General features: G+C 36.0%; 13 protein-coding genes and 1 tRNA gene. 9 read left to right on the top strand and 5 right to left on the bottom strand.

The features are described from left to right. Positions 1–51: 51 nt before the first annotated feature. The 5 genes from ccmE to ccmA all read right to left on the bottom strand — a co-directional run bounded on the left by ccmE (position 52) and on the right by ccmA (position 3,113). Positions 52–576, bottom strand: a complete 525-nt coding sequence (ccmE, locus tag Q4496_RS13090; protein WP_303602720.1) for a cytochrome c maturation protein CcmE — start codon at positions 574–576, stop codon at positions 52–54. After that, positions 576–809 carry a heme exporter protein CcmD gene (ccmD, locus tag Q4496_RS13085; RefSeq protein ID WP_303602719.1) on the bottom strand — a complete coding sequence of 78 codons (234 nt, stop codon included), beginning with the start codon at positions 807–809 and terminating at the stop codon, positions 576–578. The genes ccmE and ccmD overlap by 1 nt, the downstream gene beginning before the upstream one ends. Further along, positions 809–1,576, bottom strand: coding sequence for a heme ABC transporter permease (locus tag Q4496_RS13080; protein WP_215971429.1), 768 nt, complete (start codon positions 1,574–1,576; stop codon positions 809–811). The genes ccmD and Q4496_RS13080 overlap by 1 nt, the downstream gene beginning before the upstream one ends. Positions 1,577–1,702: 126 nt before the next feature. After that, a complete protein-coding gene (ccmB, locus tag Q4496_RS13075; RefSeq protein ID WP_215971428.1) occupies positions 1,703–2,392 on the bottom strand; it encodes a heme exporter protein CcmB in 690 nt (229 codons plus the stop codon). 55 nt (positions 2,393–2,447) lie between these two features. Beyond that, the gene (gene ccmA / locus Q4496_RS13070) at positions 2,448–3,113 is read right to left on the bottom strand and encodes a cytochrome c biogenesis heme-transporting ATPase CcmA (protein WP_303610593.1); all 666 of its coding nucleotides are present in this window, start codon (positions 3,111–3,113) and stop codon (positions 2,448–2,450) included. Positions 3,114–3,494: 381 nt separating this feature from the next. Here ccmA and Q4496_RS13065 point away from each other — a divergent pair, with 381 nt between their 5' ends. From Q4496_RS13065 to Q4496_RS13025, 9 genes are all read left to right on the top strand, one after another. Then, positions 3,495–5,504: a heme lyase CcmF/NrfE family subunit gene (locus Q4496_RS13065; protein ID WP_215971476.1), complete on the top strand. Its 2,010-nt coding sequence runs from the start codon at positions 3,495–3,497 to the stop codon at positions 5,502–5,504. Further along, positions 5,505–6,053 carry a DsbE family thiol:disulfide interchange protein gene (locus Q4496_RS13060; RefSeq protein ID WP_215971426.1) on the top strand — a complete coding sequence of 183 codons (549 nt, stop codon included), beginning with the start codon at positions 5,505–5,507 and terminating at the stop codon, positions 6,051–6,053. Further along, the gene (locus Q4496_RS13055; RefSeq protein ID WP_252727322.1) at positions 6,053–6,586 is read left to right on the top strand and encodes a cytochrome c-type biogenesis protein; all 534 of its coding nucleotides are present in this window, start codon (positions 6,053–6,055) and stop codon (positions 6,584–6,586) included. The genes Q4496_RS13060 and Q4496_RS13055 overlap by 1 nt, the downstream gene beginning before the upstream one ends. A gap of 9 nt (positions 6,587–6,595) precedes the next feature. Next, positions 6,596–7,858 carry a c-type cytochrome biogenesis protein CcmI gene (gene ccmI, locus Q4496_RS13050; protein WP_303610592.1) on the top strand — a complete coding sequence of 421 codons (1,263 nt, stop codon included), beginning with the start codon at positions 6,596–6,598 and terminating at the stop codon, positions 7,856–7,858. Positions 7,859–7,878: 20 nt separating this feature from the next. After that, positions 7,879–8,973 carry a ferrochelatase gene (gene hemH, locus Q4496_RS13045; RefSeq protein WP_303602714.1) on the top strand — a complete coding sequence of 365 codons (1,095 nt, stop codon included), beginning with the start codon at positions 7,879–7,881 and terminating at the stop codon, positions 8,971–8,973. Between the two features lie 34 nt (positions 8,974–9,007). Further along, entirely contained in the window at positions 9,008–10,066 is a 1,059-nt protein-coding gene (gene dinB, locus Q4496_RS13040) for a DNA polymerase IV (RefSeq protein WP_215971423.1), read from the top strand. Between the two features lie 669 nt (positions 10,067–10,735). Continuing rightward, positions 10,736–13,366 (top strand): alanine--tRNA ligase, encoded by a 2,631-nt coding sequence (gene alaS, locus Q4496_RS13035; protein ID WP_215971422.1) that lies wholly within the window; start codon positions 10,736–10,738, stop codon positions 13,364–13,366. 713 nt (positions 13,367–14,079) lie between these two features. Further along, complete coding sequence (csrA, locus tag Q4496_RS13030) at positions 14,080–14,274, top strand: carbon storage regulator CsrA (RefSeq protein ID WP_215971421.1); 195 nt, start codon at positions 14,080–14,082, stop codon at positions 14,272–14,274. 195 nt (positions 14,275–14,469) lie between these two features. Beyond that, positions 14,470–14,561, top strand: a tRNA-Ser gene (locus tag Q4496_RS13025). Positions 14,562–14,722: the final 161 nt, after the last annotated feature.

Here is a 14,722-nt window from a genome sequence, read left to right as displayed (position 1 = left end):
GAGAACAACAAATAGTGTGTTCTCCTAATCGACTTCGCTACTTGAGAGTGGTTAATTCTTATTCTCTAACTGTTTATTGGTATATTCTAGCTTTTTATAATCTTTACCTGCAGCATCGGCAAGCTCTGTCGGCATATAGTTTTCATCATGCTTAGCTAGCACTTCACTTGCTTCAATATGTAATTCTCCAGAGCTTCCTAATACTAATGTGCCATTAGCAACAATTCCTTGCCCTTCACGGAATAAGTCTGGCAGAATTCCTTCGTAATAAACTGAGATCATTAAATCATTTTCATTAAAGGTAATTGGCATTTTCATATCTGAAAGCTTAAAAGTAACTTTCAGGTTATCTGGATCACGTTTAACTGAACCAGGTACAACCAAACCACCAATACGAATACGCTGACCAATTTCTGGAGTAGCACCAGAGCCGTCTTTACCCAGAGTTATTTCTGATGGTGTATAAAATAAATCAATATTTTGACTTAAAGCATAAAGTACCAGTCCGGCGACAAAGGAAATACCGATTAATATTGAGGCAACTATTGTTAAACGTTTTTTACGGCGGGGGTGCATTATATAACCTCTTTAGGTGTGTTAGTTTGAGTTTTATTACGTTGTGAACGTAATTCGCGTAATTTATTTTCTCTTTGCTGGCGCATAGCAATATTTTTAATAACTTGTTTATGGGCGTAAATGGAGTTAAAAATAAGTGCTAAGATGAGGGCCGTTGAGATACCAAAAGATAACCACACATAAAAGCCATAGCCACCCATATCTAAAAAAGCACTAAAACTGTCAAATTGCATTATTTATTCTCCAAAGCGTTATTGGAAAGGCTCTTTTCTAAAGCTAATGCTTTTACCCAAGGCCTTATACTATTACGAATTAAAATTTCACTACGAAAACGTATACAAACAATTGTCCCAACTAATAAAGCAAAACCTAGGAAGCAGAATACAAAAGGCCAAAGCATTTCAACAGACATCGATGGTTTGCCCAAATTGCTGACTGTTGAGCCTTGATGTAAAGTATTCCACCATTCTACTGAGTACTTTATGATAGGTAAGTTGATCACACCGACAAGCGTTAAAATACCAGCCGCTTTTCCTGCTAAAGCTTTATCTTCAAAAGCATTATGTAGCGCAATAACACCTAAATATAGAAACAACAAAATAAGTTCAGAGGTCAATCGAGCATCCCATATCCACCAAGTTCCCCACATAGGTTTCCCCCAAGCTGAGCCGGTAATTAACGCAATAGCCGTGAATATAGCACCAACAGGAGCCATGGCCGCAGCCGATGCATCGGCTAATTTAAATTGCCATACTAAAGAGGTGAAAGCTGCTATTGCCATGCCTAAATAAATGCCCATTGACAATGAAGCAGCAGGTACATGTATATAAAAAATACGAAAACTGTCACCTTGTTGATAATCAGCGGGCGCAAAAGCTAATGCCCAAATAAGACCAATAGATAAAAACAAGATTGTTAATGCGCTAAACCAAGGAATAATCCTTCCAGTTAAGTGATAACTCACTTCTGGGTTAGCGTAGGGATGTAACCATTTCCACATAAGTATGCTCTTCTCTTTTTACTAAAACTATTATAGTTATTTACTCTTATGAATAAGCATTCGGTTATTAGGACAAATACCGTTATCCTGAATTTTTATCAGGGACTTAATCAATCGAGCTTTATGTTAATTAGTACTTACTTTTAATGCAGCGCTAACAGCAAAAGGCGCCAGTGTTAGAGAGCCAAAAAATAATGCTGCAATTATAGCAAGTTGTCCGCTGTAAGGTAAGCCAAGCGCTGCGGTATCAATAGCGCTTGTTGCAAATATTAAAACGGGAATATACAAGGGCAGTACGAGTAAACTCAGTAGTACGCCACCTTTTTTAATGCCGACAGTTAAGGCTACGCCTATTGCGCCAAGCAAACTTAATACCGGTGTTCCTAATAATAACGTTAGCATTAACGCGCTATAACTTTGTTCATTTAAATGTAAAAGTATAGCAAGCAAAGGTGCAATTAAAATCAATGGAAGCCCCGTTATTAGCCAGTGAGCTACAATTTTTGCAAGTACTAAAACAAAGATAGGTTGAGGGCTCAATAACATTTGCTCTAGTGAACCATCTTCATAATCCGATTTAAATAATCTATCGAGTGATAATAAAGTTGATAATAGCGCGGCTACCCAAATAATGCCTGGCGCTATACGACTTAAGGTTTGCGCTTCTGGCCCAATCCCTAATGGAAATAAGGTGATGACAATAACAAAAAATAAAAGTGGATTAATAATGTCATCTTTATGGCGCATAGCAATAGTTAGATCACGTTTAAGTACGAGCGAAAAAACAGCACGATATGACAAATTAGCTGCAGCCATGCTGTCCTCTATTTTTATCTTGATTTATTTGGCTTTGAGTGCGGTACATTTATTATTACTCAACTATGTAGTCTAAGGTTATTTTTTTTATTGAGGATGGCTCGAATGTCAGTAAATCCTGATGTGTCGTCAAAACAATACAACCACCTTGATTAATATGAGCTTTAAATAATTGTTCTAAATCGTACACACCTTGCTTATCTATCGCTGTGAAAGGCTCATCTAAAATCCAAATGCGAGCGGTTGATTGATATAAGCGAGCTAATGATATTCTTCTGTGTTGTCCTGCACTTAAATGAGCAGCTAAACTATCTTCAAAACCTGTTAAGTTTACCTTAGCTAATGTTTGCTTTATCGATGTGTCATCACAGTGTAAACCATGCAAGTTAAGGTTGAATGCTAAGTTTTCTTGTGCATTCATTTCACCTTTCACACCTGGCAGATGGCCTAAGTAAAGTAACGCTTGATGAAATTCTTCGTTTGAGTGATTTATTAATTTATTTTTAAAATAAATATCGCCTTCATAAGGTTGGGATAAGCCAGCTAAAATACGGAGTAAGCTGGTTTTTCCTGAGCCATTAGGCCCATCAACTTGTACTATGTCACCAGCGTTTATTTTAATATTTAGTTGATCAAACAACAAACGATCTTCGCGAATACAAGTTAAACTTATTGCGCTAAGTAAAGAGGTATTGCTGGTGTTAGTTTGATGTTCTGACAAAGTGAGGTTTCTCTATTATTTAATAAATTAATTTAATAACTTAGTTTAGCAATTTACAGTACTACTTCATTTACTTGCAAAGTTTACTTGATGATTGCTGTTTCGTAGTTCATTTTGAATTAGATTATTATTATGTCCATTGGATATATCATACCATAGCAATAGTTAGAATTAGCAAACATAGTTACTTGATAATTTGTAACATTAAGAAACAATTATCAAATCATTTTGGGTAAAGCATTTGATCTTTTCCTTGATAAAAGTGTGCTAGAATTGCGCAACTATTATGAGTTAGTACTTTTTTATTATTTATGCTTGAGCCCAAATAATAATAATTATGTGTATACGGAGAAATAAATGAATCCCCAAATTTTACCTGAGCTGATACCTGAATTAGGTCATATCGCTTTGGTTATAGCCTTTGCTTTTTCATTATGCTTAAGTATTGTTCCATTGATTGGTGTCTACAGTACCCAACATAAGTTAATGAATTATGCTAAACCACTTACCTTTGGTATGTTTATTTTTACCGCAATTAGTATTGTGATTTTAGCTTATAGCTTTGTTGTTGATGACTTTTCTATTAAATATATTGCAAATCACTCAAATACGCATTTGCCCTATTACTTTAAAATAAGTGCAGTGTGGGGCGGACATGAAGGTTCATTACTTCTTTGGGTTTTTTCTTTAACCGCATGGACTATGGCAGTAGCTCAATTTTCAAAAAATGTTGAACAAGAATTTATTGCCCGTGTACTTTCTGTAATGGGCATGGTCTCCGTCGGTTTTATTGCATTCACATTACTAACTTCTAACCCTTTTGAACGTCTTTGGCCAAATGTCCCACTTGAAGGTCGCGATTTAAACCCATTACTACAAGATGTTGGTTTAATTGTTCATCCACCCTTGCTGTATTTAGGTTATGTGGGATTTGCTGTTGCTTTTGCTTTTGCCGTCGCGGCACTAATGTCGGGTAAAATGGATGCCGCTTGGGCTCGGTGGTCGCGTCCTTGGACTATTGGTGCTTGGGTATTCTTAACATTAGGTATTGCATTAGGTAGTTGGTGGGCATATTACGAGCTTGGCTGGGGAGGTTGGTGGTTTTGGGATCCTGTTGAAAATGCTTCTTTCATGCCATGGTTAGTGGGGACGGCGTTGATTCATTCCTTAGCAGTAACTGAAAAACGAGGTACCTTCAGAAATTGGACTATTTTGCTGGCAATTTTTACTTTTAGTTTAAGTTTATTAGGAACGTTTTTAGTACGTTCAGGTGTTATAACTTCGGTACATTCTTTTGCTGCTGATCCATCTCGTGGTGTGTTTATTTTAGTGCTATTAGCTATTGCTGTTGGTGGCTCATTAACTTTATATGCATTCCGTGCAAGCAATGTTGCAAGTTTTAGTCGTTTTGCACTTTACTCACGTGAAACCGCATTATTGTTATGTAATGTTATTTTAGTTGTTTCTGCCACAACGGTATTATTAGGTACATTATACCCTTTGCTAGTTGATGCCTTGGGTTACGGAAAAATTTCGGTAGGGCCTCCGTATTTTAATGCGGTTTTTGTGCCAATTATGAGCTTATTATTTATCATTATGGGAATTGGTCCCCTCATTCGATGGAAGAAGGCTAAAAAAGGAGAATTACGTAAGCAGCTAATTAAACCTTCAGTATTTAGTATTGCATTTGGTTTATTATTCCCTGTTATTTATGGCGGTGAATTTGATGCATTGGTTGCTATGGGCATGACATTAGCTGCATGGGTTTTCCTTGTGGTAGTTAAGGATTTAATCAATCAATATAAACTTAGAGCAAAGTTAAGTTTAGGGCAATGGGGCATGACAGTAGCACATGCAGGAATTGCGGTAACTATTGTTGGTGTTACGTTAGTATCGAGTTATGAAAGTGAAACCAATGTTAAAATGCAATTACATGAAAAAGTAGAGATAGCAGGTTATCATATTGAATTTAATGGTATTAAGCATGTAGAAGGACCAAATTATATTGCTGAGCAAGGTCAAATTAATGTTTATGATGGTGATAACTTTGTTGCTTTATTGAAACCTGAACGTCGAACTTATCGAGTACAAACAATGGGGATGACAGAAGCTGGTATTGATGGTGGTTTATTTAGAGATATTTATGTCGCTTTAGGTGACCCTCTAGATGCTGGAGCATGGGCTATTCGAGTTCATTATAAACCATTTGTTCGCTGGATTTGGCTAGGCGCGATATTTATGGCGATTGGTGGTATTTTAGCCATGATGGATAAACGCTACAGAGTGAAAAGCCAGGTAAGAAAAAATGCTTTGAATAATAGCCGTGATAACCCAAAAAATGCAGCGGCTGATGTAAAGCCAAGTATTAAAGCTGCATCGGAGAATGCTTAAATGAATAAAATTATCCGCTTTCTACCACTTATATTAGTAATTGCATTAGGTGTCGTACTTTATCGAGGCTTATCCTTAAACCCTGCTGAAATGCCATCAGCATTAGTGGGTAATCCCATGCCTAATTTTGCGTTACCGACCTTGGCTAACCCTAATGGCACCGTTACTAAGGCAGACTTAAAAGGTGATATTGTTTTATTAAATGTGTGGGCAACTTGGTGTCCAACCTGTAAATATGAACACCCTTATTTATTTGAGCTGTCTAAAGATCCGCAATTCAAGCTTTATGGCATAAATTATAAAGATGAATTGGTAGCGGCTAATGAGTGGTTAACGCATTACGAAGACCCTTATGTTTTTTCTATTTTTGATAAAGATGGATTACTTGGTGTAAAGCTAGGTGTTTTTGGCGCACCAGAGACCTTTGTGATTGATCATCATGGCATTATTCGAAAACGTTTTGCCGGTGCTTTAGATCTTCGCGTCTGGCGTAAAGAATTTGAGCCATTAATTAATCAAATTATTGCTGAAAAGCAAGCGGGTAAATAATGATGTTAAGTAGATTTTTATTTTTTCTTGCAATGTTAGCTACTAGTACTTTTATGGTTAGTACTGTACATGCTGCACCAGTAGAAACCTTTCAATTTAAAGATGAAGTAACCAAAGTTCGTTTTCAGGCATTGAGTCGAGAATTACGTTGCCCTAAATGTCAAAATCAAAACCTAGCTGATTCTAACTCTACTGTTGCTTCGGCAATGCGATTAGAGCTTTATAATTTACTTGTTGAAGGCAAGGCGGATATTGAAATTGTTAATATTATGGTGAGTAGTTATGGAGAATTTGTATTATATAGACCTCGCGTAACAAGCCTTACTTATATTCTTTGGTTTGGTCCTGCATTATTAATTTTAATAGGTATTATCGTTGTTATTATTATTGTGAGAAAAAAACCAGCGACAAAAGAAAGTTTAGCATTAGATAACAAACAACAAGAAAAGCTAAATCAATTATTACAACGCGACAGTAATGTAGCAGCCTCTAATAAGGCTAGCCCAAACGAAACTAAACAAGAGAAAGAGTAGTCAACCGTTATGGAAATAGTATTAATAGCCTTTATCTTTATTGCCTTACTTTTATTAATTGTTTGGGTGCCATTCTTTAAAAAGGCAAAAGAAAATAATCAAAGCAAGCAAGGTTTACGTGATGAAACTAACGTTGTGCTTTATAAAGAACATAAAACTGAAATTGAAAAAGATTATAGCGATGGTGCTATTGATGAAGAAAGCTACCAATATTTGTTAGCAGAATTAGATAATAGTTTATTGCAAGATGTAACAACGACAGAAAAGGAAAAAAACAAGGTGAAAAACACTAATCATTTTAGTGTTTTATGGCCGATTTTTTTGTCTTTATTTGTTGTTTCTTTTTCTGTTGCTATCTATTTAAAGCAAGGCACGTTGGATACGATTATTGCTACTCCAATGGCATCAACTACTAATCAAGAAGGGCTACAATCTTCAGAAGCACAACAAGAAGAAATGTTGGCTTACATAAAAGGTTTACAGCAAAAAATAGATACTAATTCAGATGATAGCAAGGCTTGGTATGATTTAGGTCAAGCTTTCGTTGGTGTCGGTGAGTTTGATCTTGCTATACATGCATTTGAAGAAGTCATTCGAATTGAAGGTGAGCATGCCGACTTATTTGGCGCAATTGCCCAGGCAACCTATTATCGCAATAACCAGCAAATAGATGGACAAGTACAAACCCTAATTGATAAAGCTTTAGTGTTAGATAATAATGATCCGTCAACCAACATTTTATTAGGTATGCATAATTTTATTTCGCAAGAATATGCTAAAGCGATTGAATACTGGCAACGAATTATTGATGACAATAGACAAAGCGTGAATATTGAAGCTTTAAAAGAAGCGGTAAACGAAGCGAAAAGACGCCTTGGAAGCGAAGTAAATCAAACACCATCAACGGCAGCTATTGATGGTCCACAGCTTAACCTTAGTGTGAGTTTATCTGACGACATTATGGTGCAATTAGCAAACGGTGAAGATAAGGTTGTATTTGTTTATGCGATCCCAACTGATGGCCAACGTATGCCATTAGCGGCAATAAAATTAATGGCCAGTGACCTGCCTAAAAACGTAGTATTAAATAATAGCACTGCAATGTCTCCACAGAGCAATTTAAGTAGTGTGAGCACAGTGAATATATACGCTATCGTTTCTAAAGATGGTGGCGCAGGTATTAAACCAGGCGACTTTAAAGCTGAAGTTCAGAATATACCGGTTGATAAAACGGAAACTATCGATATTGTTATTGATAGCCTTGTTGAATAGCAAAATTAAATAAGATTAAAATGAAATCACGTTTTACAGCTCATAAGAATAACGTTGCTAACAATAATGACAAGAGTGAAAAGGTTTTTAAAACAGGAGTTTTACTAACTAATTTAGGATCACCAGCTGCACCAACTACGGGTGCAGTGCGTAAATATTTACGTGAATTTCTGTCTGATCCCAGAGTTGTTGAAATTCCGCGTCTTATTTGGTTGATAATACTGCATGGTATTATCTTACGTATACGCCCAAAAAAATCTGCAAAGCTCTATCAAACTGTATGGACAGAGCAGGGCGCACCTTTACTTGTTATTAGTAGAGCTCAGCAACAAAAAGTAGCAATACAACTGCAAGAAAAGTACGGACAGGATGTTATTGTCGATATTGCCATGCGTTATGGCGAACCTTCAATACCCAGTGTATTACAAAAATTTCAGCAGGCAGATGTCGATAATATTGTTGTGTTACCGCTTTATCCACAATATGCAGGACCAACGACAGCTTCTACTTTTGATGCGGTTAGTAAAGAGCTAAGAAAATGGCGTTATGTGCCTAACATTAGCTTTATTAATAGTTATCATAATAATAAATCTTATATTAATGCACTAGCCAATACGGTAATAGAGCACTTAAATGAACATGGTACACCCGATAAATTAGTACTTTCCTATCACGGTATGCCTGAGTTATTTTACCAATGGGGCGACCCTTATTATGATTTTTGTAAAATAACAACAGACCTACTAAAGAAAGAATTATTAAGTCGCTCAGACAATAACTTATTAAGCGAAAAGTTAAACTTAACAGATGATTCTTTCGTGATGACTTTTCAATCACGTTTTGGTAAAGCACAATGGTTACAGCCATATACCGACGAAACACTCGAAAGTTTAGCTCAAGCAGGTCATAAACATGTTGCTATTATTAGTCCTGCGTTTAGCGCTGATTGTTTAGAAACACTAGAAGAGCTTGAGCATGAAAATCGAGACATTTTTATCGAGGCTGGTGGTGAGGAATACCATTATATAGCAGCGCTAAATGATCGAGATGATCATATTCAAGCTATTGTAAATATTTTAGCACCGAAGCTTAATGCTTCAAAGCTAACTGAATAATTGACACTGTATAAAAACTCAGTAACATATCTGTATGAGAAAAATAATTCATATAGACATGGACTGTTTCTATGCAGCCGTAGAAATGCGAGACTTTCCCAAATACCGTGATATACCATTAGCGGTTGGTGGTGATGGGCCTCGTAGTGTTCTTTGCACTTGTAATTATCAAGCACGAAAATATGGTGTACGTTCTGCTATGCCAGCGAGTAAAGCAAAATTACTCTGTCCTGAATTAACTATTGTGCATGGGCGCATGTCTGTTTATAAAGAAGTTTCTGCTCATATAAGAGAGATTTTTTCTCGTTATACCCATCTGATTGAACCCTTATCACTTGATGAAGCCTTTCTCGATGTAACTGATTCAGTACAATGTCATGGCAGTGCAACGCTTATTGCGGAAAAAATTCGCAGTGATATATATAATGAGCTAAACCTTACAGCTTCAGCAGGTGTCGCGCCTAATAAGTTTATTGCGAAAATAGCGAGCGATGAAAATAAGCCAAATGGTCAGTGCGTTGTTCCACCTGATCAAGTTAGTCAATTTGTTGAGCAATTATCTCTGAAAAAAATTCCAGGGATAGGGCCTAAAACTTTTCAAAAATTACAATCATTTGGTTTTACTACTTGTGCCGACGTTAGAGCTTCTTCTATCAACCATCTCGCGACTATAGTCGGTAAATTTGCAACTAGCTTGTATCAAAAATCGCACGGTATCGATAACAGAGAATTAGAAGTAAGTCGGCAGCGAAAATCGTTAGCAATAGAAACAACCTTAATGACAGATGTTTATAGTGAAGCCGAATGTTTACGGGTGATTGAAAAACTATACCCCAAATTAGTAGAGCGATTAGCAAAAGTTGAAGGCAGACAAATTGTGCGCCAAGGTATTAAGTTAAAGTTCAATGACTTTAATCAAACTACAGTTGAGCAACAAAGCTTAGCTGCAGAAGAAAATACTTTTCATCGTTTATTACTTAAAGCACATGAGCGTTCAAAAGGACGAGGTATACGTCTTGTCGGCTTAACTTTAGGTTTTGCTGAGCCAAGCATTGAAAAGAATACTCAATGTAAACAATTATCTTTGCTTTAACCAATAAAACTAAAAATAATATTAGATTACTGAACTGAGCTTACTTTGCCGAACGCATTTAGTATTTCAATTAAAATAAGTTAAACGAGTGTTATATCCATATTCTATAAAAGGCTATTAAACACGTAAGTGGAAATTGTCGTTATCAATATACGATCTTAAGGGAATACTTAATCTGAACTCGATTTAAAATATTTTAAATCAATTGAAATAATTAATTATATTAATTTTTACTATAGCCTAGCTTGATAACCTTTTACTTTAGTTCGAAAATAAATTTCGTGTTAATAGTTACTCTATTACAATTGAATTTAACGATGAAGTCAGGAAAAATAATGGCTAGAGAAACATTTATTAAATCTTGTCTAGCCTATTTATAGCGCTTTCTGAATAGTGATTATGATTAGCTACATATGGTCAATGAGTTAGAACAAAAAGGTGTTTGTTCAACAATTATTCAACAATTGCAGAATAATTGCGAAATTGATTGGTATCTTCAAGCCGAGCTTGCGTATAATAAACGCTTTGGTGAAAGTAAGAGAGTAGATCTTCTATTAACTTAAGAAGAGCAAACCAAAAAATACGATTTTACAATATCGCAGATTTTCTATTAATGAAATTTTTGCGCTAGTTAACGATAATTGAACACACAGATTGATTAAGGTCCCCATGATTAAAAGTACCGCCGAAGTTCGTCAAGCATTCTTGGATTTTTTTGCCACAAAACAACATCAAATAGTTAAAAGTAGCTCACTAGTGCCAGGTAATGATGCAACATTACTTTTTACAAATGCAGGTATGGTACCTTTTAAAGATGTATTTTTAGGTGCTGAAAAGCGTAGTTACACACGAGCCACTTCAGCACAACGCTGTGTTCGAGCTGGTGGTAAGCATAATGATTTAGAAAATGTCGGCTACACAGCCCGTCATCATACTTTCTTTGAAATGTTAGGTAACTTTAGTTTTGGTGATTACTTTAAAGAAGACGCAATAAGCTATGCTTGGGAATTCTTAACAGGTGTTCTGGGTTTACCAAAAGAAAAGCTACTAGTTACCATTTATGAAACCGATGAAGAAGCTTTCTTATATTGGAAAGATGTTATAGGTATACCTGAAGATAAAATTATTCGTATTGGTGATAAATCTGCTGGTAAAAAGTATGAATCAGATAATTTTTGGTCAATGGGTGATACAGGTCCATGTGGCCCATGTTCAGAAATATTTTATGATCATGGCGCTGATATTTGGGGTGGTCCTCCAGGATCGCCTGAAGAAGACGGTGACCGTTTTATTGAAATTTGGAATATAGTTTTCATGCAGTTTAATCGCCAAGCAAATGGCGATATGGATAAACTACCTAACCCATCAATTGATACTGGCATGGGGCTAGAACGTATTTCTGCGATTATGCAAGATGTACACAGCAACTATGAAATTGATCTTTTTCAAGCTTTAATTAAAGATACTGCTAGTTTATTGTCGTGTAATGATTTAGATAATAAATCATTACGTGTTATTAGCGATCATATCCGCTCATGCTGCTTTTTGATTGTTGATGGTGTTGTACCATCGAATGAAGGTCGTGGTTACGTATTAAGGCGCATTATTCGTCGTGCGATTCGTCACGGACATAAACTTGAAGCAAAAGAGCACTTCTTCCATAAATTAGTAAAATCACTTATTGAACAAATGGGTGACGCTTATCCTGAATTAGTTCAACAACAAGCCATTATTGAAAAATTATTACGTATTGAAGAAGAGCAGTTTGGTCGTACTTTAGATCGTGGTATGGTTTTGCTTGAAGAGATGTTAGACAATTTAGATGGCGACACAATTTCTGGTGATGATGTATTTAAACTTTACGATACATATGGTTTTCCAGCAGACTTAACTGCCGATATCGCTCGTGAACGCCAACTCAATATTGATCATAATGGTTTTGATATAGCGATGGGTTTGCAACGAGAGCGAGCACAACAAGCAAGTCAATTTGGAACTGATTACAACCAACAATTAAAATCAGATCATAAAACTAATTTTAAAGGTTATAGTAGTCATACATCTTCTGCCACTGTAGTCGAACTGTTTAATTCGAGCGAGCAAGAGCCGGTGAATCAATTGAATGCAGGTGAGCAGGGCTTAGTCATCTTAGATCATACCCCGTTTTATGCTGAATCAGGCGGACAAGTTGGTGATAGTGGTTTATTACATCTAGATGATGGTGTTTTTGAAGTAGAAGATACCATAAAGCTAGGTGATGCTTTTGCTCACAAAGGTATTGCTCGTACTGATATTGGTATGAACCGTCGTGTTAAAGCTGAAATCAATAGTGAACGTCGTGCTGCTATTATTAAAAATCATACTGCTACGCATCTGTTACATGCTGCTTTACGCAAAGTGCTAGGTAATCATGTTACCCAAAAAGGTTCATTGTGCGATAGCGAAAAACTTCGCTTTGATTTCTCTCATTTTGAAGGAATGACGACACAAGAATTACAAGCTGTTGAGCTACTGGTTAACGATGAAATACGTCGTAACCACGAAAGAAAAACAGAATTAATGGACATTGAAGAAGCTAAAGAAAAAGGTGCAATGGCACTCTTTGGTGAGAAATATGACGATGAAGTACGTGTAGTTACTTTAGGTGGTTTCTCTACCGAGCTGTGTGGTGGTGTTCATGTAGATCGTACCGGCGATATCGGTTTATTAAAAATAGTGTCAGAATCTGGCATTGCGGCAGGTGTACGACGTATAGAAGCTGTTACCGGCACAGGAGCATTAGAATTTATTAATCAACAAGGCGCTTGTTTAGCTAAAGTAGCAAGTTTAGTAAAAGCTGATGTTGCAAGTGTAGATACTAAGATTGAACAATTAATTAACCGCTCTAAAGCGTTAGAAAAAGAAGTGAGTCAGTTAAAACAAGAGTTAGCAGCGCAAGCAGGCTCAGATTTAGTAAGCAGTGCCATTGATATTAATGGTGTGAAGGTATTAATTGCAGATCTTGATGGCGTTGAAACCAAAGCATTACGCGGTATGGTTGACGAACTAAAAAATAAAATGCAATCGGGTATTATCATGCTGGCAACAGCCAATGACGGTAAGGTTGGGTTAATTGCAGGTGTTACTAAAGATCTTATCGGCCAAGTAAAGGCTGGTGAGTTAGTTAATATGGTTGCTTTACAGGTTGGCGGTAAAGGTGGTGGACGTCCTGATATGGCACAGGCCGGTGGTAGTCAACCTGAGAATATAACCACTGCTTTAGCATCAGTTCAACCTTGGTTGGTTGAAAAGCTTAGCTAAATTAATATATAAATGTATCGTCCTGCAATGTGATTACACACTTCAGGGCGGTCAATTTGTACCAAAGAGCCAATCATGTAATTGAATTGGCTTTTTTTATATCAAAAATTGCCTAATACAAGATATTTATTTCAATAATTAGTTGTGCTAATTATGAAATAAATAATGATGAAGTCAGTAAAATGGCTGCTAGAGGAGTATTTATTAAGTCGAGTTTCAGATTAACGAATATAGTCCCCTTAATAAAGATATTAGAACTACTTAGCTAGCGCCTGTAAGCATATATACAGATAAACCTCTTTCTCTCCTTTTAATTGCTTATTTACTTAATATAGATACATAGCAGCTCATTTAAACACGGGGAATTATTATGTGAAGGTTTATATGATTTCTCAGCCTACAATACTGTTTAAAATTTGTGGATATTGACTGCATCACAACCGATTATGTTATAGAAGTGTTAATATTAGCAAAAAAAAACTGAAATACATTGAAAAATAGCTTTTAGCTATATTCAAAGTAAATATAAGCTTGTTAGAATGACGTACGTTTTAATAAGTGATAAACATAGGAGTTTAATACTTATTAAAAGTGGATTTTTTCATAATATTGTCTATTACTTAATTGTGTTATGAAAAAATATACTATTTACATATATTACTAGCTTATATATTTATTTAGTGATTCTCAATTTTAATGAAAGGAATATATAAATGTTAATTTTAACACGCCGAGTTGGCGAGACGCTTATGATTGGTGACGAAGTCACAGTTACAGTATTAGGCGTAAAAGGTAATCAAGTCAGAATAGGTGTTAATGCGCCAAAAGAAATCTCAGTACACCGTGAAGAAATTTACATGCGTATACAAGCAGAAAAAGATGATGGAGAAAATACCGGCAACGTTTAATTTTATGGACATTATGAACGTTCGAAAAAGCACTATTTTTATAGTGCTTTTTTTGTGGCTATTATTTTTTTATTCTAAAAAATTGACTGAAAAATAGCATTATTGGCTGAATTCTCAGCAAACAGTAAAAAAACATAAATAAATTCACAAAAATGTTTGACTTATTCTTAAGATCCATTAGTATTCGCATCCATTGGAGAGGTGGCCGAGTGGCCGAAGGCGCTCCCCTGCTAAGGGAGTATCTGGTTTATCCCGGATCGAGGGTTCGAATCCCTCCCTCTCCGCCATTATTTACCTTTTGTAATGTATGGTTGTGAATCTTTAAACTAAGATATAAAAGAAAGTTTTATCGGTTAAGTACGATATTAAAAACATCTTAATTGCGGACGCGTAGCTCAGCTGGATAGAGTACCTGGCTACGAACCAGGCGGTCGCAGGTTCGACTCCT

Origin of the sequence: Colwellia sp. 5_MG-2023 (assembly GCF_030547795.1) — a bacterium.
In the GTDB taxonomy this organism is placed as follows: Bacteria; Pseudomonadota; Gammaproteobacteria; order Enterobacterales; family Alteromonadaceae; genus Colwellia.
This window is presented reverse-complemented; position numbering and strand designations above follow the sequence as displayed.

What these genes read in the sequence shown, in the direction of transcription:
- ccmI (WP_303610592.1), top strand. Translation starts at nt 6,596, where the DNA reads ATGGAAATAGTATTAATAGCCTTTATCTTTATTGCCTTACTTTTATTA.
- csrA (WP_215971421.1), top strand. Translation starts at nt 14,080, where the DNA reads ATGTTAATTTTAACACGCCGAGTTGGCGAGACGCTTATGATTGGTGAC.
- hemH (WP_303602714.1), top strand. Translation starts at nt 7,879, where the DNA reads ATGAAATCACGTTTTACAGCTCATAAGAATAACGTTGCTAACAATAAT.
- ccmD (WP_303602719.1), bottom strand. Translation starts at nt 809, where the DNA reads ATGCAATTTGACAGTTTTAGTGCTTTTTTAGATATGGGTGGCTATGGC.
- Q4496_RS13060 (WP_215971426.1), top strand. Translation starts at nt 5,505, where the DNA reads ATGAATAAAATTATCCGCTTTCTACCACTTATATTAGTAATTGCATTA.
- alaS (WP_215971422.1), top strand. Translation starts at nt 10,736, where the DNA reads ATGATTAAAAGTACCGCCGAAGTTCGTCAAGCATTCTTGGATTTTTTT.
- Q4496_RS13055 (WP_252727322.1), top strand. Translation starts at nt 6,053, where the DNA reads ATGATGTTAAGTAGATTTTTATTTTTTCTTGCAATGTTAGCTACTAGT.
- dinB (WP_215971423.1), top strand. Translation starts at nt 9,008, where the DNA reads ATGAGAAAAATAATTCATATAGACATGGACTGTTTCTATGCAGCCGTA.
- ccmB (WP_215971428.1), bottom strand. Translation starts at nt 2,392, where the DNA reads ATGGCTGCAGCTAATTTGTCATATCGTGCTGTTTTTTCGCTCGTACTT.
- ccmE (WP_303602720.1), bottom strand. Translation starts at nt 576, where the DNA reads ATGCACCCCCGCCGTAAAAAACGTTTAACAATAGTTGCCTCAATATTA.
- Q4496_RS13080 (WP_215971429.1), bottom strand. Translation starts at nt 1,576, where the DNA reads ATGTGGAAATGGTTACATCCCTACGCTAACCCAGAAGTGAGTTATCAC.